This is a genomic window from Sporosarcina sp. YIM B06819 (genome assembly GCF_033485175.1).
Lineage (GTDB): Bacteria > Bacillota > Bacilli > Bacillales_A > Planococcaceae > Sporosarcina.
The window spans coordinates 58893-82521 of record NZ_JAWLIQ010000008.1 but is presented as its reverse complement, the minus strand read 5'-3'; the positions used below and the strand labels follow the sequence as shown (position 1 = coordinate 82521).

General features: G+C 39.1%; 19 protein-coding genes. 13 read left to right on the top strand and 6 right to left on the bottom strand.

Annotated elements, in window-relative coordinates:
* The first annotated feature begins 1 nt into the window (after position 1).
* Complete coding sequence (locus R2B72_RS06700) at positions 2–2635, top strand: transglutaminase-like domain-containing protein (RefSeq protein WP_318615643.1); 2634 nt, start codon at positions 2–4, stop codon at positions 2633–2635.
* Between the two features lie 123 nt (positions 2636–2758).
* On the opposite strand, the gene R2B72_RS06695 is transcribed toward R2B72_RS06700, so the two are convergent.
* The 5 genes from R2B72_RS06695 to R2B72_RS06675 form a co-directional block, all read right to left on the bottom strand.
* On the bottom strand, positions 2759–3700 hold the full coding sequence (locus tag R2B72_RS06695) for a Gfo/Idh/MocA family oxidoreductase (RefSeq protein WP_318615642.1): 942 nt from the start codon (positions 3698–3700) through the stop codon (positions 2759–2761).
* A gap of 69 nt (positions 3701–3769) precedes the next feature.
* Complete coding sequence (locus R2B72_RS06690; protein ID WP_318615641.1) at positions 3770–4807, bottom strand: aldose epimerase family protein; 1038 nt, start codon at positions 4805–4807, stop codon at positions 3770–3772.
* Entirely contained in the window at positions 4808–6298 is a 1491-nt protein-coding gene (locus R2B72_RS06685; protein WP_318615640.1) for a UDP-glucose--hexose-1-phosphate uridylyltransferase, read from the bottom strand.
* On the bottom strand, positions 6295–7299 hold the full coding sequence (galE, locus tag R2B72_RS06680; RefSeq protein ID WP_318615639.1) for a UDP-glucose 4-epimerase GalE: 1005 nt from the start codon (positions 7297–7299) through the stop codon (positions 6295–6297). The genes R2B72_RS06685 and galE overlap by 4 nt, the downstream gene beginning before the upstream one ends.
* Positions 7300–8478 (bottom strand): galactokinase, encoded by a 1179-nt coding sequence (locus R2B72_RS06675; protein WP_318615638.1) that lies wholly within the window; start codon positions 8476–8478, stop codon positions 7300–7302.
* A gap of 391 nt (positions 8479–8869) precedes the next feature.
* Between R2B72_RS06675 and uxaC the strand changes: the two genes are divergently transcribed.
* Positions 8870–10267, top strand: a complete 1398-nt coding sequence (uxaC, locus tag R2B72_RS06670) for a glucuronate isomerase (protein WP_412177801.1) — start codon at positions 8870–8872, stop codon at positions 10265–10267.
* A 57-nt stretch (positions 10268–10324) separates the two neighbouring features.
* Positions 10325–11734 (top strand): NADP-dependent phosphogluconate dehydrogenase, encoded by a 1410-nt coding sequence (gndA, locus tag R2B72_RS06665; RefSeq protein ID WP_318615636.1) that lies wholly within the window; start codon positions 10325–10327, stop codon positions 11732–11734.
* Between the two features lie 78 nt (positions 11735–11812).
* Here gndA and R2B72_RS06660 read toward each other — a convergent pair whose 3' ends face one another.
* On the bottom strand, positions 11813–12994 hold the full coding sequence (locus tag R2B72_RS06660) for an ROK family protein (RefSeq protein WP_318615634.1): 1182 nt from the start codon (positions 12992–12994) through the stop codon (positions 11813–11815).
* 124 nt (positions 12995–13118) lie between these two features.
* Here R2B72_RS06660 and R2B72_RS06655 point away from each other — a divergent pair, with 124 nt between their 5' ends.
* The 10 genes from R2B72_RS06655 to R2B72_RS06610 all read left to right on the top strand — a co-directional run bounded on the left by R2B72_RS06655 (position 13119) and on the right by R2B72_RS06610 (position 23620).
* Complete coding sequence (locus tag R2B72_RS06655) at positions 13119–13892, top strand: LarC family nickel insertion protein (protein ID WP_318615631.1); 774 nt, start codon at positions 13119–13121, stop codon at positions 13890–13892.
* Between the two features lie 58 nt (positions 13893–13950).
* Positions 13951–15318 (top strand): hypothetical protein, encoded by a 1368-nt coding sequence (locus R2B72_RS06650; RefSeq protein WP_318615630.1) that lies wholly within the window; start codon positions 13951–13953, stop codon positions 15316–15318.
* A 173-nt stretch (positions 15319–15491) separates the two neighbouring features.
* Positions 15492–16007 carry a sugar ABC transporter permease gene (locus R2B72_RS06645; protein ID WP_318615628.1) on the top strand — a complete coding sequence of 172 codons (516 nt, stop codon included), beginning with the start codon at positions 15492–15494 and terminating at the stop codon, positions 16005–16007.
* Complete coding sequence (locus R2B72_RS06640) at positions 15958–17430, top strand: gluconokinase (protein WP_318615627.1); 1473 nt, start codon at positions 15958–15960, stop codon at positions 17428–17430. Before R2B72_RS06645 ends, R2B72_RS06640 begins: the two co-directional genes overlap by 50 nt.
* 33 nt (positions 17431–17463) lie before the next feature.
* Complete coding sequence (larB, locus tag R2B72_RS06635; protein WP_318615626.1) at positions 17464–18216, top strand: nickel pincer cofactor biosynthesis protein LarB; 753 nt, start codon at positions 17464–17466, stop codon at positions 18214–18216.
* Positions 18217–18218: 2 nt separating this feature from the next.
* Positions 18219–18689: a nickel insertion protein gene (larC, locus tag R2B72_RS06630; RefSeq protein ID WP_318615625.1), complete on the top strand. Its 471-nt coding sequence runs from the start codon at positions 18219–18221 to the stop codon at positions 18687–18689.
* A gap of 52 nt (positions 18690–18741) precedes the next feature.
* Complete coding sequence (locus R2B72_RS06625) at positions 18742–19665, top strand: AEC family transporter (protein ID WP_318615624.1); 924 nt, start codon at positions 18742–18744, stop codon at positions 19663–19665.
* Between the two features lie 142 nt (positions 19666–19807).
* Entirely contained in the window at positions 19808–20797 is a 990-nt protein-coding gene (locus R2B72_RS06620; protein ID WP_318615623.1) for a substrate-binding domain-containing protein, read from the top strand.
* Entirely contained in the window at positions 20794–22242 is a 1449-nt protein-coding gene (locus R2B72_RS06615) for a sensor histidine kinase (RefSeq protein ID WP_318615622.1), read from the top strand. The genes R2B72_RS06620 and R2B72_RS06615 overlap by 4 nt, the downstream gene beginning before the upstream one ends.
* Positions 22223–23620 (top strand): response regulator, encoded by a 1398-nt coding sequence (locus R2B72_RS06610; protein ID WP_318615621.1) that lies wholly within the window; start codon positions 22223–22225, stop codon positions 23618–23620. The genes R2B72_RS06615 and R2B72_RS06610 overlap by 20 nt, the downstream gene beginning before the upstream one ends.
* Positions 23621–23629: the final 9 nt, after the last annotated feature.

The following is a 23629-nucleotide window of genomic DNA, read 5'->3' as shown; positions in this document are numbered from 1 at the left end:
AATGGTCAACACTACGCAATTTATTGCATTGGATGAACATACAAGAGTATTAATTGAGGAGAAATTTCAATATAAAAGAGAATTTGCAAAAGCGAAAGGAAAGGAGTTATTTGGTGTTTTCGATGAAGTACTAACAGCAGACGAAGAACTAGCACTCAAATATATATTTGCTTATATGCCACTAAATGATTTGGCTGATTATGACGGTACTTTATTCTTAGAACACGTAAGAAAAACCTTAAATATTCAAAGTGTTGTTTCTTGGGGCGCACATGTTCCTTCATCTATTTTTCTTCATTTTGTTCTTCCTTACAGGGTGAATAACGAGAATATTGAAGATATTCGCGAGCTTCTTTTCGAAGAAATTTATCCACGTGTAAAAGAGATGTCAATGGAAGAGGCAATCTTGGAGACCAATCATTGGTGTCATGAGAAAGCGAATTATATTGGAAACGACCGCCGAACGGTTTCTCCACTAACTTTAATTCGAACAGCACTTGGAAGATGTGGAGAGCAATCAACCCTAGCTGTTGCGGCTTTAAGAAGTATTGGTATTCCAGCTAGACAAGTCTATACGCCACTTTGGGCTCATTCCGATTCAAACCATGCATGGGTGGAAGCGTGGGCTGATGGAAAATGGCACTTTTTGGGCGCGTGTGAACCAGAGCCGAGATTAAATCAAGGTTGGTTCCAAAAACCAGCTAAACGTGCCATGCTAATTCATACACGAATCAACGCGGAATATAACGGTCCAGAAGAAGTCACGCTTGCGGAGCCTTGGTATTCAGAGTTGAACTTAACAAGTTTCTATGCCGACACGAAAAAGCTTAAGGTTCAAATTACGGATTGTGAAGGAAAACCGACGAATGCGAAGGTGGAATTTCAACTATTTAACTTTGGAGCATTAGGCACCATTTTAACAAAGGAAACGGATGAACTTGGAACAGCCAGTGTCACGCTTGGACTAGGTGATATTTATATTTCCGCAGTTGGTTCTACGGGATGGGGCTTTGCCAAATGCAGTGTAAAGGAAACTGATGAAATAACGATTGCCTTGACTACAGAAATTCCTTCTGATACAGCGGTTGAGTTTAAGATGATTCCACCTCCAGATATGCCTGATGATGTGACTATAAAAGTGACGACAAAGGAAAAAGAACTTCATGCCGAACGAGTTAAGCAAGGGGCGGCGATTCGTGCGAACTATGAAGCGACATTCCTACAGGAAAAAGATGCCGAAGAAGTGGCCCGTGAATGCATGCTACCTACTGCAAGGGTATGGAAAGTATTGAAAAATGCCCGTGGAAACAGCCAGGAGATTGCCGCCTTTTTACGAGAATACTCTACAGAATACGGGGAGTGGAGCTTGCGACTTCTGGAAGTATTAAATGATAAAGACATGACGGACACATTTCGTCCAACGTTAGCAGATCATCTACAGTCTGCGATGAAAGTGAAAGAAAGCATTCAACAGGAACTGGATGACGAGATGTTTGCCGACTATATTTTATGTCCTCGTGTTGAATTTGAAATGATTACAGCTTTTCGAACTTATTTTATAGAAAAGTTAGGTGCAAATAACATTCAGTCGTTCCTGGCGAATCCTATTTCATTAGTAGAAACCTTAGATAATGAAATCGAAGTTATTCGAGATATGACGTATTATCGCGGCGCGGCTACACCCGAAGGAAGCTTTAAACTGAAAAAGGCAGACCCGCTATCACGAGACATTTTATTTGTGGCAGTAGCAAGAAGTGTAGGTATTCCAGCGCGTCTCGAGCCAAGCGATAAACGTCCACAGTTTTTCAGTGACGGAGCATGGCAAAACGCCCAGTTTAGTGATCAAATCACAGGGGGAGAAACGCTAGAGCAAACAGGTACCGTTTTATGGGAAAATGATGACGCGGCAGAAGAAGCCAGCAACTATTTCAAAAGTTTGACGATTGCCCGTTTTACAAAAGGTGTGTATCAAACGCTATTTTACAAATTTGACGACAGCAATCAGCAACAAATGGCATTACCTCAAGGGCATTACCGGATCACAACAAGTACCCGATTACCAGATGGAACAGCCCTCCTTTGCCTCCGCTATTTTGAAGTGAAGGCTGGAGAGGACATCACTGTACCATTGACATTACCGAAACATGTCGCTGACGTTCCAGTTATTGCACAAGCAAATCTTGACTGCCAAGTAGAATCAATGGAAGGACAAAACGAGCTGGCCACTAACTTTACTGGTGTGAATGGTACAACCTTTGCCTGGATTGAACCAGACCGGGAGCCTTCTAAACACTTACTACGTGAATTTCGAGAAATGAAGGAAGAATGGGAGTCATTGGATGTAAGCATTAACTGCTTTGTGAGTGAGGAAAAATGGGACACCGTTCATTCGCTATCTTCGACAGGGGACTTTCCCAACAACCTTACTTTCTTTAAGGACAAAGCTACCTATGATGCACTGTTAGCAATTAGTCAAAACTTACAATCGTCTACTGAAGTAGAAAGAGAATTTCCTGTCGTTTATGTTCTTGATGAAAAGCAGCGCATCCGCCACATGACAGAGGGTTATAAACTGGGGATATCGAAAGAAGTTGTTGACGTCTATAAACAAATTTCTCAGCTACAGAATGACTAACTCGATATAATTCATTCCTAGCAGTTATGTGGAAATAGAATCATGGTTGCATAATTTGAAAAGTCGTAATGTATGAATTCAACATTCATACACTACGACTTTTTTATTTGTTACCCGAGGTAATTAGCGAGCCAACAATTTCGCCACACTACGTGAAATGTCATGCGTATTAATCATAGATTCAATCTGCTTGTTGTTCACACAGGCGATAAACTCCGCTACTTCATAATACATAGAATCGTAATCATGTTGTACAGAAATGTCCTCAGTTTGTCCATCGCGATATCTAATGACAATGTGACTAGGGTCACTGATTTTATCAATCTCAATGACACCATTTTCGCCTTGTATTTCACTTGGGTAATAGGAATCAGAAATCTTGGAGTACATTAAAACGGCTTCAAATTCATCATATTGTAAAATCATACTACCTTGACCAATTGCACCTGTCGATAATAAATAATCATTTTTCAATACAGACTTCGGTTCGCCTACTAAATGAATAAGCGGGGCAATCGTATAGACACCTAAATCCGTTTTGGCACCATTGCCTAACTCTGGTTTGAAGGCGTTTTCGATAATCCCGTCCTTGAATTTATCGTAGCGAGAAGAGTATTGATTATAATGAAAAACAAATCGACGCAGTGGACCAATCTTCTGCAAATGCTGCTTCAAATTAAGAAATGTTGGTGTCACAGTTGGCTTCATTGCTTCCATATACGTCGTTTTGTACTGGTTCGCAGCTTGAATGACTTGGTCCATTTCCTCGACGGATGTGACTGCTGGCTTTTCACAAAGAACGTGGATGCCGTTTTGCATTGCTAAAATGCTTTGCTCTGCGTGGAAGACATTCGGTGAGGCAATATAAACAGCGTCAATATCGCCACTTTGAAACATCTTTTCCATGTCAGTATAGACATTTGGAGCGCCATATTTATCAGCAAAGCTTCTGCCCGTTTCCTCAGTTCTTGAATAAATCGCGCCAATGCTAAATTCAGGATGTTCATTTGCTGCTGTAATCAATCGGTCTGTAATCCAATTCGTTCCGATGATACCAAATCTCATAAAAAGTCCCCCCTTAACTATGTTCATTATCAACTATGAGTTCGGGAGAGGTCAACTAAATAGAATGAGCTATCTTACTATACTAAAAGAAAATACGGTCTGTTTGTCATACGGTACATGTGCCTCTAGCAGTACGGTTGGAAAACCGACATGATGCAAGGAAGCAGGGGAGGCCTGTGTTTCAAAACAAACCCCATCATATCGTTTGGATAAGCCATCTGCCAATTCGAGTCCTTCAGTCAAACCATTTGCTGTGTACATCACCACTCCAGGCTGATTGGTCTTGATTGTCATCACACGTCCACTGATCTCATCTTTAACACGAATCGCTTCTGCTTGGTTTGGATTTAAAATAAAGTAATGATCATAGCCATGACTCACCAAAATATTTTGTGGGAATGTGGAGTCAATGCCATCTGCAATCTTTCGCCCATTTCGGAAATCAAACGGTGTATTTGTGACAGCAAGCTTGTTACCAGTTGGAATGAGTGCGTTATCAAGTTCAACAAATTCGTCACTAGCCATTGTGACATGATGATCGTGTATCGTCCGCGCCATATCGCCAGATAGATTAAAATACGAATGATTGGTCAATGTCATGGCGGTTGTTTGATCAGATATAGCCGCATAATCAACAATCAACTCATTGCTATTGGTCAACGTGTAGGTGACAGTAACCACCAGCTTACCTGGATAACCACCTTCGCCGTCTGCGCTTGTATGTGTCAATGTCACACCAACCGTATCTTTAGTTTGAAAGGGGCTAGCTGCCCAGACGACTTGATGGAATCCACTAGCACCGCCATGTAAATGATTCTCGCCTTCATTGAATTCTAGTGAATAGCTTTGATCTTCAATTGTAAAGGAAGCGCCTTGAATTCTTCCAGCAACACGACCGACGATTGCACCTAAAAAGTTGGGATTCTGTTTATAATCAGCATGACTTTTAAATCCTAACACTACGTTTTCAATCGAGTTATGGCGGTCTGGAACGTTTATTTCAGTAATGATACCGCCGTAATCTAACACACTAACACTCATATTATGCTGATTAGTAAGTGTGTATAATTTCCAGTTGTTAACGGTGTTTTGTGTTTCGATTTGCATTTAATTCTCCACCTCATGATTGATGGACTTGATAAACCGTTTACACGCATCTATGTCTTTAAAGACGCCCGCATCGCCAAGCACTTTGGCAAATTTAGCGCCGAGCTCTTTTTCTAAAATCGAATCAATTTGTGCCGTGTCTGTTAACAAGCCATATTTTTCTTCCAGTTGCTCCGCCCATTGTTGATGGTAAGAGGGGATATCACTTGTTCGCCCCTGCAAAAATTGCTTGATTTGCGCTAATTCATTTTTCAACCGCGCAGGTAGGACGGCAAGCCCCATGACTTCAATGAGACCGATATTTTCTTTTTTAATATGATGGACATCGGCATGCGGATGGAAAATGCCTAGTGGATGCTCATCTGTTGTACGATTATTGCGTAACACGAGATCGAGTTCAAACTTGTCGCCACGCATACGTGCAATTGGCGTGATGGTGTTATGTGGTGTATCACCACTGAAAGCACTGATACTCGCTAGTTCATCATTATAATTTTTCCAAGTGGTGAGAACATGGTCTGCCGCTTCAGTCAAGACTTTAGTGTCATCGCACTGCAAGCGAATCGTCGTTAATGGCCATTCCAAAATAGCCGCTGTCACGTCTGCGAACTGGTCGAGTTCAAATGACAAGGCAGTCGCAGCATTGGTCATTGGAAAATGGTAATTACCAGCCTGATAGTGATCATGACTTAAAATAGATCCACCAACAATTGGTAAGTCGGCATTTGAACCGATAAAATAATGTGGGAACTTACTGATAAAATCAAGCAAGCGCTCAAAAGTTGCTTTCCCGATTTTCATATCACGATGCTGCTCAGCTAGTAAAATGCTATGCTCGTTATAATAGACATACGGTGAATACTGTAAATACCAGTTTTCATTGACAAGTGGTACTTTTATAATGCGATGATTCGCTCGGGCGGGATAACCAGTCCGACCGGCATAGCCCTCATTTTCGACGCATAATAGACATTTTGGATAGTCCACCGTATGCTTCAATAGGCTCTCACGCTTTATTTGTTCAGGGTCTTTTTCAGGCTTCGACATATTAATCGTAATATCCATTTCACCATAAATCGTATCCGCTTTAAATTGGATATTTTTTTTGATACGGTTCATCTGAATATAATTGCTATTTTTACTTAATTCATAAAAATAATCGGTTGCTTGTTGTGGAGAGTGACGATACTTTTCTTGAAAAATTGTATTAATAACAGAAGGCCTTGCCACAAAGCAATTCATGATGTTGGCAGACAGGATTTCTTTATCATCAAAGACGTTGTCGATGACGTTCTGTTCGACAGCATAGGTAATGATTTGTTCAAGTATATTAGGAATCGTATCCACTGTTGGATTTTCGATTATGACAGGCATAGATTCGAGATGGAGTAGGGACAGCACCTGATTCGTTGCATAAATTCGATCAGTCGCATCGATTAGCTCGGCACCAATTGCTTGTTGGACAAGTCCTGTAATCTGTTGGTAAATCATCCGCTCGTCACGTCCTTTTGATAACCATTCGGGTGATTGACATGCCAGTTCCAAGCATCTTGAATAATTTTGTCGATCGAAGTGCGTGTTGGCTTCCAGCCTAGTATGGAAGCGGCTTTGTCAGAACTAGCGATTAAAATACTTGGATCGCCAGCACGTCGTTCACCGGATTTTGCAGGGATTTCTTTGCTTGTCACTGTTCGGGCTGTGTTAATCATTTCTTTAACGGAAAAGCCTTGATTGCTCCCTAGATTGAACACATCACTTTTCCCATCATTCGTTAAGTACTGAAGGGCTAAGAGATGTGCTTCGATCAAATCTTCTACATGTACATAATCACGAATACAGCTACCATCAGGTGTATCGTAATCTTCTCCGAAGACGGTAATATGTGTGCGTTGGCCAAGAGCCGCTTGCAGAATAATAGGCACTAGATGCGTTTCAGGCTGATGATCCTCACCAATTTCTCCAGATTCACGTGCACCTGCTACATTGAAATAGCGTAAGGCGACATAGCGAATGCCATAAGCTTGCTCGCACCATTTCATCATCTTTTCCATTGCCAGCTTGGTTTCCCCGTAGGTACTCGTCGGGTTAGTTGGCATGTCTTCCGTAATGGGAACAGCTTCAGGCTCCCCATAAGTCGCTGCTGTGGATGAAAAAACTATTTTCTTGACATTAAATTCAGTCATCACTTGCAATAAAACCTGTGTCCCATACACATTATTATCAAAGTACTCTAGCGGTTTTTCCATTGATTCACCCACAAGTGAATTCGCCGCAAAATGAACGACAGCATCAATGGATTCCTTCGCAAAAACACTGCGCATAAAAGCAATATCGCGAATATCCCCTTCATAAAATGTTGCAGCAGGATGGACAGCTTCTCGATGTCCAGTTTGTAGATTATCGATGACTACTACTTCTGATTGTTGGTCAATTAGCTGATAGACTGCATGTGACCCGATATAACCTGCTCCACCTAAAACTAGTACACTCATTTAAAGCACTCCTTCAGTAAGTTCTCTTGCCCCGTCACCAATTGCTGCTGTATAAAATGTCGCTTCATAGCCTATTTTGGAATGATAGATGCGATTGACATTATCCTTAAAGTTGTCAACTTGATTTTTTTCGACAATGGCAATTGCACAACCGCCAAAGCCAGCCCCAGTCATACGAGCGCCAATCACACCAGGTTGCTCCCATGCTGTTTGAGCGATTGTATCCAGTTCAATGCCTGTCACTTCATAGTCTAGTTGAAGTGATTGATGGGATTCATTCATCAATCGTCCGAATGCCTCAACATGCCCTTGCTGCAATTGTTGAAGAGCCTCTAGTGTCCGCTGATTTTCATAGACAGCATGCTTGGCACGTTGTCGGTTTGTTTTGTCCTGAATTAAATGCTTATGTTGTTCAAATTGTTCGTTCGTCAAATCGCCAAGACTTTCAATAGTAAGTTCTTGTTGTAAGTCTGCCAAAGCTTGTTCACACTGTGCGCGCCGTTCATTATATTTTGAGCCGGCCAAAGTGCGTTGCTTATTGGTATTAATAATCATAATGACATGGTCATTTAGCTGGATAGGTGCATACTGGTAGTCTAACGTTTGACAGTTTAGAAGAATTGCATGATCTTTTTTGCCTTTACCAATGGCGAATTGATCCATGATGCCACTGTTGACACCGATATAGTTATTTTCTACTTGTTGCCCAAGCTGAATCATCTGCAGTCGTTCGATATCTAAATCAAAAAGTCCTTCTAGCAACACGCCCGTGACCATTTCAATAGAAGCTGATGAGGAAAGTCCCGCACCATTTGGGATATTCCCGTAAAATAAAATATCCATTCCTGATGAAATCGCGTATCCACTTTCACCCATGAATTTGATCATCCCCTTAGGGAAGTTCGCCCAGTCATGTACTTCATTATTAGATAAATCGCTAAGATCACATTCAATGATTCCCGTATGCGCAAAGTTTAGCGAATAAAAACGTAGCCGCTGATCATCTCGTTTGCGTGCAAGTGCGTAGGTCCCGAATGAGATGGAGGCAGGGAAGACATGGCCGCCGTTATAATCTGTATGTTCCCCAATTAGATTAATTCGACCTGGTGCAAAAAATGTGCGTGGTGCTTCGGTACTATTGAAGATAGATTGGAATTCATAGTGTAAATCTGGTTTCAAAGTGTGTGCCCCCTAAGTTAATAAATTAATTTAATTAAGTTGAGTGTACTACATCTTACGGAAATGTTCAAACTTATTTAATGACATAGTTCGAATATGTGTATATAATCTGAGTATTTTAAAAATATAGTAGTTTTATTGGTTAAGTAATTATAGTGCATGATTTAAAGGGAATCATTCGGTTTTGTAAAATGAATTTTAGGGATACTTTTAGTTAAAGGCAACGGTATTCCACTAAAAAAATCGGAATTATAAAATTGGGAAGTGTAAAGATTGTTACGAATTGTATGATAAAGTCTTGTAAAGTAATACAGTTACATCTATTATATATGATAGATGCTATTCAGTTTGTTTACCAGACAAACTAATGAAAAATAAAAGGATGATGACGTTGAAAACTTTTATAACGGATGATTTTTTACTGTTCAATGACACAGCAAAAATCCTGTTTCATGGTACGGCTAAGGATTTACCGATTATCGATTATCATAACCATTTAAATCAAAAGGAAATTTTACAAGATAAGAACTTTACTAGCCTGTCTGATATCTGGCTAGGTGGAGATCACTATAAATGGAGAGCCATGCGGGCTAACGGTATTGATGAAGATTATATTACAGGTGAAAAAAGTGATTATGAAAAATTTTTAGCATGGTCTAAAACGGTTCCCAATACGTTTGGCAACCCCTTATACCACTGGACGCATTTAGAATTACTTCATTATTTTGATATTGATGTGGTGTTGAATGAACAGTCAGCACCAGCTATTTGGGAAGAAGCTAATCGGAAATTAGCAACAAAAGACATGTCCGTCCGATCACTCCTGAAAAAAGATAAAGTCGAATTTGTCGGTACAACAGATGATCCAACAGATGATTTAGCAAGCCATATAGCATTACATAATGAAGATTTCGAAATTAATGTCTCACCTTCATTCCGACCAGACAAAGGGTTAAATATTGATAAAGACGAGTTCTTTTCATGGGTAGGGAAGTTAGAGCAGGCAACAAATTCATCTATTGAAACCTACGATGCGTTATTAGATGCTTTAGCAAGCCGGGTGGATTATTTTGATGGGCATGGTTGTAGAAGTTCTGACCACGGTATAGATGTTATGTTTTATGCGAAAGCAACAAAAGAACAAGCAGCAACAGTTTTCCGGAAACGCTTACAAGGTGAGGAATTGACTGCTAATGAAATTGAACAATATAAAACGTATACTCTTCTAACACTAGGTGAATTGTATGCCGACAAAGGCTGGGTAATGCAGCTCCACTTAAGCGCTCTAAGAAATAACAATACAAGAATGCTTAGTTTACTTGGCCCAGATACTGGTTTCGATTCAATAGGAGATGTACTCATCGCTGACAAATTATCTAACTTCTTAAATGCGTTGGAAAGCAAAGATAAACTACCTAGAACAGTGCTGTATAGTCTAAATGCCAATGATAATGCAGTGCTTGCTGCAATGGCAGGAAATTATCAAAACTCAGAAATTGCGGGAAAAGTCCAGTTTGGAACGGCTTGGTGGTTTAATGATACAATTGATGGTATGGAAAGTCAGATGAAAATGTTGGCAAATACAGGACTCATCAGTAACTTTATCGGTATGTTAACAGATTCAAGAAGTTTTCTGTCATTTCCGAGACACGAGTATTTCAGACGGATTCTATGCAATCTGCTAGGAACTTGGGTGGAAGAAGGTAAGGTACCAAAGGATATGGCGTTACTGGAGAAGTATGTAACCAACATTTGCTATGATAATGCCAAGCGTTATTTTAGACTTTAAGAATTATTTATCTGACTACCACCGTAAAAATTTGAAAAATAGAAAGGAAGAAGAACAATGTCAAAACAACAAATCGGTGTTATTGGTTTAGCAGTTATGGGGAGAAATTTAGCTTTAAATATTGAAAGCAGAGGGAATTCTGTTGCTGTCTACAATCGCACAGCTTCAAAAACAGAGGAATTTTTAGCAAATGAAGCAAAAGGCAAGAACTTTTTTGGTGCTACTAGCATTGAGGAGTTTGTTAATTCACTGGAAGTACCACGTAAAATTATGCTAATGGTTCAAGCAGGATCCGCAACAGATGCTACGATTGCATCATTGCAACCGTATCTTGAGAAAGGCGACATCTTAATAGATGGCGGAAATACACTGTTTGAAGATACAAATCGTCGAAATAAAGAATTAGAGAAAACGGGTATCCACTTTATTGGAACGGGTGTTTCTGGTGGGGAAGAAGGCGCACTAAATGGTCCTTCAATCATGCCAGGAGGACAAAAAGAAGCATATGACTTAGTAGCACCTATTTTTGATGCGATTGCAGCAAAAGTAGACGGCAAGCCTTGTAGTGCCTATATTGGACCAGAAGGTGCAGGGCATTATGTTAAAATGGTACACAATGGAATTGAGTATGGAGATATGCAATTAATTGGTGAAGCATACTTTATCTTGAAACATGTATTAGGTTTGCAAGCTGAGGAACTACATGAGGTCTTTACAGAATGGAACAAAGGTGAATTAGATAGCTACTTAATTGAAATCACTGCTGAAATCTTTACAAAAAAAGATGAAGAAACAGGTCAACCGATTGTGGACCTTATTTTAGATAAAGCGGGCCAAAAAGGAACAGGTATGTGGACAAGCAAAAATGCTCTAGATTTAGGCGTTCCACTGCCACTAATTACTGAATCCGTGTTTGCCCGTTGTATTTCTTCAATGAAAGATGAGCGTGTACGAGCGAGTAAAGTGCTCATTGCACCTGAAGTGGCAAAGTATGAGGGCAATAAAGAAGCTCTTATTGAAGCTGTAAGAAAAGCATTGTTTATGAGTAAAATTTGTTCTTACGCACAAGGATTTGCGCAAATGCGTGCTCATTCAGAGGAAAATGGCTGGGATCTGAGCTATGGCGATATCGCAATGATTTGGCGTGGAGGCTGTATCATCCGTGCTCAATTTTTACAAAATATTAAAGATGCCTATGACCGTGAACCTGGCCTAGAAAACTTATTATTGGATCCTTACTTTAAAAATATCGCGGGTGACTATCAATCTGCATTACGTGAAGTTGTATCTGTGGCCATTCAACAAGGAATTCCAGTCCCATGCTTCTCAAGTGCTATTGCTTACTATGATAGCTATCGTGCAGAAGATTTACCCGCGAATTTAATTCAAGCACAGCGTGATTACTTTGGTGCTCACACTTATGAACGCAAGGACAAAGAGGGTACATTCCATACGAATTGGTTCTAAATAAGAAATAATGCAGCTCACAAAAAATAGATCTCTCTATTTTGCAGATAGGGAGATCTATTTTTTATTAATGTAATATTATTTGATTAAAACAGCATCCTCTGTCGGTGTTAAGATCAGTTCTGGCACTTCTAAAAAACGTTGAATAGCTAGCGCACATGCACCCATGGCACAGGAACTATTTCCAAAATCGGAGATAACTATATCGCCAAACTGACTTACAGTGGAATTTAAATTACTTTTAATTTCATCGATTGCATTTGGATACATTTTTAACAGTTCACTCGTTAACACTAATGTTTCTGGATTATATATATTAATGATATTATTTAGGCCGATAGACAGATCAATTATATATTGCTTCATTATCTGAAGGGTAATAGGATCTTGCTTGGCTATCAGAGTTATTACATCATCAGGGGTTAGCTTTGAGATGTCTAGCTGCTTTGATAATCGTGCAAGTAGGCTTGGTTCAGATGAATAGAGCTCCCAGCAGCCATTATTTCCGCAGCGACATTCTTCACCGTCCTTGGAAATAATCATATGTCCCATTTCACCAGCATAGCCATGAAAACCTTTAAGAAGTTTGCCGTCAATCATAATCCCTGAACCAATTCCAGAGGTTAGAATGATGCAAAGTAAGTTGTTGCTCTCATGGTGTTTATAGACTCGTTCGGCATAAGCAGATAGGTTTGCGTTATTTTGAATCGATATAGTTATTGCTAATTCTTTATTTAGGTCAGTCTTTAGGGATTTATTTTTCCATTGATAGGTAGGTACAAAATAGATGCTATCATCTTTATTTACAGTTCCATGGATACCAATCATCACACTAACTAACCCATAATAACTGTTTGAATAATCGTTTTGATACTCTTTAATATGCTTAATAAGCAGATGGACGATATCTTCATAATCATCTGTTTCTAAAGCGATAGAGTCGTAACGAACTGGATTACCGCCTAAGTCAGAGACTGTGTATTGAATATGTTTATAATCAAGATCAATTCCTAACACATAACCTGCCTCTTTGTTGATCGACAGCATGATCGGTCTCCTACCAACAACATTATGCTCAAGAGTTGTTTCACAAATCAAGTTTTCACCTAGTAAATCAGAAACTTGAATAGAAATTGTAGCTTTGTTTAAGCCAGTAATCTTTGATAAGTCTGCTCTCGAAATCATGCCACACTCAATTATTTTGCTTAAAATTATACTTCTATTAATTTTTTTTATATAAGCACCATCGCCAGTAATCATCTTTATCCTCCCGACTTAATTATACTAATGCATAAATGTCTTATTGATATAATAAAATTACTTTGTTTGGTAGTCAAAGCAATGCCACCATAAATATATCATAGCATAGAAAGGATTTATTAAAATGAGAATATTATATTTTGATTGTTTTTCAGGAATTAGTGGCGATATGGTTATCGGGGCTCTGATAGATGCAGGAGGGGACCCAGTCCATCTCGAAACAGAGTTGAAAAAGCTGAATATGGAAAAAGAGTATGAATTAAAATTCAATAAAGTTGTTAAAAATGGCATCACCAGTACAAAGTTTGATGTTTTGTTAACAAATGATGTTCACATTCACGGGCATAGTCAAAACCATGAGCACGATCATCATCACGAGCATAGCCATGACCATCGCTCCTATCAGGAAATTGTCAAGCTTATTAAATCAGCTAATTTTTCCGAACGAGTAGAAAGTAATGCAGTAGATATCTTTAAAAAAATTGGACAAGCAGAAGGTAAAATCCATGGCGTAGCACTTGAAGATGTTCATTTTCATGAGGTAGGAGCAGTTGATTCGATTATCGATATTGTGGGTGTAGCAATATTACTTGAACAGCTGCAGATAGATAGTATTAAATCATCTGCTATTCCAGTGGGCTCAGGCAGAATTCATATTGATCATGGCGTTTATCCAGTACCAGCACCTGCTACACTAGAAATTTTGCTAGGCATACCGATTGCGGAAAGTGAAGTAAGAGGAGAGCTAGCAACACCTACGGGGGCGGCAATTGTAGCGGTACTTGCTGAAAGTTACTGTACATTACCGGCTATGAGAGTACAGTCCATCGGCTACGGAGCAGGAACCAAAACTTTTCCAAAGCATCCAAATGTACTTCGAGTTATTATTGGAGAATAATCACTGTCGTCTAAAGTTCATTTAGATAAACGAGAGGATTAGGTTTTAGGAGGTCAACATGAAGCAGTATTCGGTGTTTCAATACTTATATATTTTTTACACATTCGTATTTGTCCTGCACATCGCAAATATATTTATCGCCAGCGAGCGTTTGAATTATTTAATTGGTTTACTTGCTATCGCCATGTTGCTAATTTCTTTTGTTGGAGCATCAAGATTATTTAGGATACTAAGTGCTGCATTCATTGTTGTAGGGGCTTGTTTATACGTTACATCAGGACAAGAAGTTCTTGCAATTCCAAGTGTATTAACATCTAATATGGCGTTGCTGACTCTTTTAGCCATGTTACCTTGGATGAATAGTGTTGTCAGAAGCGGGCGATTTGATCAGAGCCTAAACAATTTAATGAAGGCGAATGTAGCAGATGTTGGTAAGTTGTATGTACGTGGCTCAGCAACAACGCTTACGCTAGCAGCATTTCTAAATTTATCGGCGGTTACGATTTCACAAGATGTATTGAAAGCTAATTTAGCGCAATTAAATAAAAAAGTGCGAGATTCATTCATTAGTACATCAACATTAAGGGGATTTACCTTAGCTTTACTATGGAGTCCTCTTGAAATATTAGTTGTCTTATCAATCTTTGTAACAGGCGTTTCTTATGTAGCAATCCTACCTTGGTTATTATTGATTGCCGTAGTTACATTTACAATTGACTCACTTTGGGGACGCTATCATTTTAGAAAATATGCTAGTCCAAGTAAAAAGCTGTCCAGGGATATCGATGTCAAAGGTTTGGCTAAAAAAATTGCTCATCTATCAAGTGCGCTAGTGCTATTTCTGGTGTTAGTTATTGTCTGTGGGACATTTTTTAAAATTGATTTTATTTTGACAGTGACACTTCTTATCTTTCCGTTTACTTTCATTTGGTCATTTATTATAAAGAGGGGAAGAAGTTTTTGGATTATCGGTTGGAGTACGTGGAAAATGAAAACAAATACAATGCAAAATTTTATAATCTTATTTATTTCACTGTCCTTTTTTTCAAATAGTATTAGTACCTCTACTTTTTTAGAGGTAATTGAGAAGCCAATCTTTCTTGTTGCAGAATATCCATTGCTAGTCTTTTTTATGATCCAAGCTTTATTTATCTTGCTTAGTATGTTTGGGATTCACCCGATTGCAACAATTGGGATATTGACTAGTTTAATCGGCAGTTTACTAGACGTCTATAATCCGCTTAGCCTAGCAATTGTTATGGTTACGAGTGCAATTTCTACATTGACTGTAGGTACATATGGCTTGGTTGTGACACTGACAGCAATGGATACCAATCAAAGTCCATATAGAATTACCCTAAACAATTTGCCATATGCGCTGCTTCTCGGAGGAATAGGAACGACTGTTGCTTATTTTCTTTTATAAACACCACCATAGTACCTATTAGAGGTATTATGGTGTATTTTAGCGAAAAACGAGACGGTAAAGAAATTTAACGTGTTAAAGAAGTTAACTAAATACTTAAAATATCAACTTCTAAAAGAAAGCGGTTTCATTTACACTTAGACCAACCTTAAGAAAGAGAAGGAGGAGTGAGAATGAGCTTACCGCAATCGAGTGGAAGTCTAAAAGTAAATCGGAAGTTTAAAATGGATAATTGGATTCCTTATTTCTTCATCTTGCCGTCATTTTTAATTATCGCAACGTTTTTATTCTACCCGATTGGAACAGTATTTTATTACAGCTTTCAACACTATGACATCTCAGCACCTTTTTATAATAAATTTGCTGGTTTCGACAACTTCGTAAAAATATTTACGGACGACAAATTATTTATTCCAAGTCTATGGAATAGTTTGAAGTGGGTTGTTTCGGAAGTAGGTCTGCAGTTAGTGTTTGGAATGATTTTTGCACTATTACTCAATCAAACATTTAAATTCAGGGGCTTAGTACGAGCTATTGCTTTTATCCCGTGGGCGGTGTCAGGGGTTCTTGCTTCAGTCATGTGGTCATTAATGTATAACGAACATATGGGCGTTTTCAATTTAGAGAGGGAGAGCGAATATGGCAAGAGAATTAGTAATAGCACTAGATATCGGTACAACAAGTGCTAAAGCAGTTATTTTTGAATTAAATGGGAAGTTAGTGGCTGAAGCGGAAAGAATGATTACATCTTATTATCCGCATGTAGGCTGGGTCGAACAAGATCCAGTAGAAATTGAACAAGCAGCTGTCGGGGCTATGAAAGATGTCATCGCTAAAGCCAATAGTAAGCAAGATGAGTTGCTGACACTGGGAATTTCTTGTGCCATGCATGCGCTGATTTGTGTTGATGAGCATTATCAACCTTTATCACAGGCCATCATTTGGGCTGATGGTAGAAGTAACGAGCAAGCACAAGAACTAAAGAAAACAGTAGGCAATGAAATTTATGCAAAAACTGGGTTGCCAAATCACCCGATGTCACCGCTCAGTAAATTGCTATGGATGAAAGAGACGGCTTTTGAGCCTTATCAGCAAGCTAGTTACTTCATGTCCACAAAAGAATACATCATTCAAAAGTGGTTTGGCCGTAGACTGATAGATTACTCGATGGCATCTGCTACGGGTCTATTTAATATGACTACTTTTGATTGGGATGAGCAAGCATTGGCTCTTGCAGGAGTTGATAAAAAGCAACTGTCCGACATTGTGCCGCCGACGGAAATCTTAATGGGAATTGACAAAGGAATTGCAGCAGAAATGGGGATTTCAAGTAATATGCCGGTGGTCATTGGCTCGGCGGATGGGCAATTGTCGAATTTAGGAAGTGGGGCGATTTCCCCTGGGGAAGTGGCGATATCTGCTGGTACAAGTGGAGCTATTCGACAAATGATTACTGGCTTTGATGTCAGTGAACATCAGGAAACTTTTTGTTATGCATTTACAAGAGATCTTTCTATTATCGGTGGTCCTACTAATAATGGTGGAATTGCGTTGCAATGGTTGAAAGAGTTGATTGAATATGGGGGCAGTTTTGATGAATTAACTGCAGAAGCAGAACAAGTTGCTCCTGGTGCAGAAGGATTATTATTCCTTCCTTATATAAATGGAGAGCGGGCTCCACTATGGAATCAGGAAGCAAAGGGCAACTTCTTTGGACTTTCTATCACGCATAAAAAGGAACACTTAGTTCGTGCGGTTTTGGAAGGGATTACGTATAATCTATACCATATTGGAAAAGCACTCGAACGCCAAGCGGGAGAACCTGATAAACTATTTGTCAATGGTGGTTTGGCTAGATCTCCATTATGGGTGCAAATGCTAGCAGATGTCTTTGGCAAAGAAGTGTATCTTTCTGAAAGCCACCATAGCGCGGCGTGGGGAGCAGCTTGGACAGCATTAGTGGCCGTTGGAAAAGTGGATTCATTTGAAGATATTAAGCATAATATACCAATCGAAGCCATCATTAAACCTAATCAACAAAATCATGACATCTATAGAAAAGCATTTGAAAAGTATGAGATGATTGCTAAAGACTTAGCGAAGTACTTTTGATCGGAATTTGACAATGAGTAAGGTGGATGAGAGATGGAAGAAATATTGAAACAAGTTCAACTAGGGACACTCAGTATAGAAGAGGCCAAGGAAAAGTTGGCTACGTATGAAAACTTAGGATTTGCCAAAGTCGATCATCATCGTGAGAAACGCCAAGGATTTCCTGAAACGATTTATGGTGAAGGGAAATCTGCTGAACAAATCTCTGCGATTATTACAGCGATTCGGGCAAAGGGCAATGCTGTATTAGTCACACGTATGTCGAAAGAAAAATCGATTGAAGTGCTCGAGCAACATACAGACTTGATGTACGATGAGCAATCACAAATTATCTATTCTGAACGCAAAATAAAGAAGGAGTTTCAAACGGGCTACATCGCTGTAGTGTGTGCAGGGACATCTGATTTACGGGTAGCGGAAGAAGCAGCTGTTACTGCGGAAGCATTTGGTTGTGAAGTCCGACGATTTTATGATGTAGGAGTAGCCGGCATTCATCGCCTCTTTGATAATATTGAAGAAATCCAACAGGCAACAGTTTCGATTGTTGTTGCTGGGATGGATGGTGCGCTTCCTAGTGTAGTAGGTGGACTTGTGTCACATCCTGTCATTGCTGTCCCCACAAGTGTTGGCTATGGAGCGAGTTTTAACGGTTTAGCTGGACTGTTAACCATGTTAAATTCCTGTGCTTCAGGCATTAGTGTTGTAAATATTGATAATGGATTTGGCGGGGCATTCAATGCTGTTTTAATCCATCGGTTAGCGCAGCCTAAAGAAAAGGAGTGTTGACAGTGACTTCGAACCACCCACCTAATCATGCGCATATCGATCATGAAATGTTGAAGATGGAAGTCAATCTTGATGATATCTCTGGTGAGTTGCTTGGCTATCTGATGGATTTACTCATTGAATCTGGGGCAAATGATGTGTATTACACATCTATTTATATGAAGAAAAACAGACCTGGGATATTGTTACAATTACTTTGTTCACAAGAAAATCTTGAGAAAATGAAGCACATATTATTTACAGAAACAACGACATTAGGTGTGCGTTATTATCCATTATCCGTGCATCGCCTAGAAAGAAAGTTTCGAACAGTAACAATTAAATGGGGCACTGTTACTGTCAAGGAAGGGATTTATGATGGTCAAGTCATTCAAAGCTCTCCAGAATTTGAGGAGTGTAAAAAAATCGCTGAACAGCATAATATAGCGTTGAAGAAGGTATATGAACAAGTGTGGATGCAGTTAAAGGAGTGATGTGATTGCCGAGTAAACGTTACTTGGCAATCACTAGAAGGAAGGGAACTGTTTGGTAGAACTATTTGTTATTTTAAAAGATATCCTGTTACCTATTTTTGTGATTATGGGTATTGGGTTTTTATTGCAAAAGAAATTTGAACTGAACTTACAAACATTAGCAAGATTGAATATTTACTTTCTCGTACCGGGTTTCATCTTTGTTAAGTTACACAGTACACAAATTTCTGCCAGCTTATTCGGGAATATATTACTTTTTTTCATACTCTATGTAGCGCTTCTCTATTGTATATCTCACTTTGTCGGTAAAATGATAGGTTTGGAAACAGGAGAGAGGACCACCTTTTCAAATAGCGTTATGTTCTTTAACTCAGGTAATTACGGTGTCCCTGTAAATGATTTAGTATTCAAAAGTGATCCATTAGCTATGTCTATCCAAGTGATTATGCTCACACTGCAAAACATTTTTTTATTTTCATACGGTATTTTTTCTCTTCAATCGATTCAAGTAGGAAAATTGAAAGCGGCACTTGGATATTTTAAAATGCCGGTGCTGTATGCGATGTTGGCGGGAGTTGCCACAAATGTTTTTAGTATTCCGATTCCGTCATTTATTTGGGTGCCAGCAAATTATATTGCCGACGCTATGATTGCGTTTGCATTATTAACGCTTGGTGCTCAAGTTGCCCAAATTAAATTCAGTGCAGGGCTATCTTCCATCTACTATAGTTTACTCCTCAGATTAGCTGTTGGACCGATGATTGCTTTGGCAATTATTTTCTTATTCAAGGTGGATGGTATCGTAGCACAAGCCTTATTAATTGGTTCGGCAATGCCAACATCGGTAAACAGTGCGGTTATAGCTCAGGAGTATAATAATCACCCTGATTTGGCAGCCCAAATCGTATTATTTTCCACTTTAATTAGCGCCATCACTGTTTCGATAATCATTTATTCGGCAAGATATTTATTTTAACCTAATTCAACAGAGGCCCTCCTATAGTTCAACTGTAGGAGGGCCTCTGTTGAATTTTGAAGCCTATATTTTTTTAGCCTTGCCAAAAGTCACCATTCACTAGACAATAGATTGAAAGAATATTTAGTGAAGTAGGTGTGTGATGAACAAGTATTCAAGACTAATTGTATATACATTGGGTGGAACTTTATTTATTAGTAGTTTTATAGGCATGATTGTTTATGGCTATAAAACATTTTACATTGAAGAGGAAGTAGGATCTTCCGACAATTATCGTTATCACTTTGCGTTAGTGGCAGAGGAAATTGATAATGAGTATTGGCGCTTAATTGAAAAAGGAGCAAGGAAGATAGCTGCAGAACATGATATTTATTTGGAATATGTTGGACCCCTGAAGGCAGATAATGATCAGCTACTCAAGTTATTGGACAGGATGGTGTCCGTGAAGGTAGATGGGATTATTACACAAGGTGTTGAGGGGCAACGATTTGTTGATCTAGTTCTAAAAGGTGTAGAGCGTGGAATTCCTATTGTAACTGTTGACACGGATGTGAAAAGTAGTGTGCGTAAAGTCTATGTAGGAACCGATAATTTTTACGCAGGCCAGCTTGCGGGGGAAACAGTGATTGCCAATACGACTGGCGAACAATATGTAGGTATTGTAACAGGGCGTTTTGATGCGATTAATCAGCAGGAGAGACTAGAAGGATTCAAGGACGCGATTCAAGAGACAGAACGTATCCAAATTGTCGGTATTCGCGAATCAAATATTACGCAAGTGGGCGCAGCACAGGCTACATACTCTTTGCTAAAAGAATATCCTGCTATCAATGTATTGGTAGGTCTTAGCGCGTTAGATGGCATTGGCATGGTGGAAGGTTTACGTGAAATCGCTCCGAACAAGGATGTCTATTTAACAGCGTTTGATATTTTGCCAGAAACGCTTAACTTGATTCAAAGAGAGAAAATTGATGCAACAATTGCCCAATATCCAGAAAAGATGGGGCAAGTGGCTATCGAAGCGATGATTAATTTACAACAGAGTGATTTGTTGGAAAGTGAAATTTTTACGCAAACAATTGTCGTAGAAAAGGAAAATTCCGATGCGTTTTTGCAAGGAGAACGTAGATGAAGACAATCCGAGGGAAGCTAATTGTGTATTTTTTTGTTTTTGTTCTACTATTTCAAGTAACGGCTATATCTATTTTCGTTAGTTCAACAGAGCTTATCGATAAATATGACGTCAGCTTTCAACGGTTTTTATTGCTCAACTCCATTTCACAAAAGTCCAATGAACTATATGCGTTTACAAAAATATATGTCATAGAACCAGAGGATGAGAATGCTTTAGCTTATTTTGCTAAAAAAATGCAACTAGCGACGGATAAGGAAAAGTTAGCAGACACATTCGGTTATATCGAAACGATTAAAGTAAAAAACTATATCAATTTAATTGACACCTTTATGCATGAAAGTGAGCTGACCATCGGATTTGTCTTGAAGGGAGATATTGAAAAATATACAGACCATTTAGAGGAAGTGCGTATTGCAGCAGGCTATATTCAAGAAGCTGCACTTGAGCTAATTGATGTCGAATTAACCGCTTATCAGTCTTTTTATGTTGATTTGCAACAAAGGAAGGGCTACTTCTTCACATTTATTATCTTTTTATTTTTTACAACAATTGCGCTTGCCGTCTTTTTTGCGCTATGGTTTGCTAATGGGATTACCAGTCCATTGAATAAGCTATCACGCGCGGCGAAGGAAGTGGCCAAAGGAGATCTCATCGGAAAACCAGTAGACATTCAATCGAATGATGAATTAAGGGTACTCGGAGATGCCTTCAATCATATGCGATCTAACATTCATGGGCTCGTTCAGGAAATTAAAGATCAGTCAGAATTAGATCAGCTTCTTAAAGAGATGGAATTAAAGCATTTGCAAAACCAAATTAACCCGCATTTCTTATTTAATACACTTAATACGATTTCACAAATGGCTTATTTGGAAGATGCCCATGCCACTTCAGGCCTTATCGATTCAGTGGCAGCAATATTGCGCCATAGTTTAGGGGAAATTGATAGCCATGTGACACTGAAGGATGAAGTAACCATCGTAGGGGATTATTTTCGGATTCAACAGACGCGATTTTCTGAAAGAATCCAATTTGTGACGGAAATCGATGAGACATGCCTGAGCATTGAAATCCCGCGTTTGACCTTACAACCATTAGTTGAAAATGCGTTTATTCATGGCATTGAGGAGCGAGAAGAAGGCGGCGTTATAGCTATTACTGTTCGGCAAACAGCCAAAAATGTCATCGTCGAAGTAAAAGATAATGGCGAAGGAATTGAACTGGACAAAATCGAAGACTTACTAACACTAGCAGCAGTTAGGGATGACCATGTCGGGCACTCCACAGGGATTGGTTTAACGAATGTCATTCGACGCTTACAATTATTTTACCAAACGACATATGTAGTGGAAATTGAATCTGAAAAAGGACAATGGACTACGGTACGTTTACTGATACCTAAAATGATTGGGGGGGAGAAAGATGAGAATTGTAATCGCTGATGATGAGGTACTCGAGCGACAAGCGATGAAGAAGTTTATCCGCGAGAATTTCGAGGACATGGATGTTGTGGGGGAAGCCGCAAATGGACGAATGGTGATTGAGTTAGCAGCAAAACTACAACCGGATATTATTTTTATGGATATAAAAATGCCCGGTATCAACGGCTTGGAGGCTATCGAACATATACATGCTGCCCAACCGACTATCAAATTTATTTTGGTATCAGCTTTTGATACGTTTGAATATGCCAAGCAAGCGATGCGATTTGGCATTAAGGATTACCTGTTAAAACCGAGGAAGAAAGAGGAGATTAGTCAGGCGCTACTTCGCGTGAAGAAGGAAATCATGTATGAAGCGAAAATTGAAGAAGAAAAACAACAGTTATTGAAAGAGAAGTTTATGAGGAAATTGATGAAACAGATGATTGTGCAAGAGACATTCGATTTGCAAAAGCAGCTATTTCCTCACATGGCAGCAGGATATTTTTTTGTGCTAAGTTCAGATAGCGTATTTGATGTACAACATATTAAGCAACAGCTTCATCAGCCGTTTATGCTCTATGAAACAAATGATAGTATCGCTGTCCTTGTGTTAACAACTGAGCTGGTCACAAAGGCGGAGCAATTGACTGTAGTGAGGAATGTACAGATGGGACTAGGAGGAAATGTGTTTATTGGGATTGGACAGAGTGCTGATTCGCTAGAGAAATTAGCGTTATCATATCGCGAAGCTTACACAGCGAGTTTTCAATTGAAAATGGACCATAAAAGTAATTACGGTTTTTTACAAGAAAATCAGCTTCAGAAGGATATTGTCGCACAAATTACGCAAGAAGTTGAGAAGGGTAATTCTGATGAAGCGTTGATGGCTTTTAAAGAAAACCAGCATGTATTAGCGATGCACGATAAAGAAAACTTATACATTCGGTTACAAACGATATTTGCCAAGCGTAATATTGCAATAGCCGGCTCCATATCATCTTTACAATCCAATCAAGATTGGTATACGTATTTGAATGTCTGTTGTATGAACATGAATGATTATTGCCACACCAAGCAATCTATGACCAAAGCAAAGTACTATATAGAAGCGCATTATGCACAAGGGATGACACTAGAAGAAGTGGCAGCTTTTGTGAATTTAAGCCCTAATTACTTTTCCAATCTCTTTAAAGAAGAGTTTGGTGAAACCTTTATCGAATTTTCAACGAAGACACGAATGGAGCACGCTAAAGAATTAATTGAGAAAAATAGCCATTCGCTAAAAGAAATTAGTTTTATGGTTGGTTATAAAGACCCCAATTATTTTAGTCGCGTATTTAAAAAGTATTTTCATAGCTCTCCAAGGCAATATAAAGATAGCATCTTTGAAAAATGAAGCTAAACG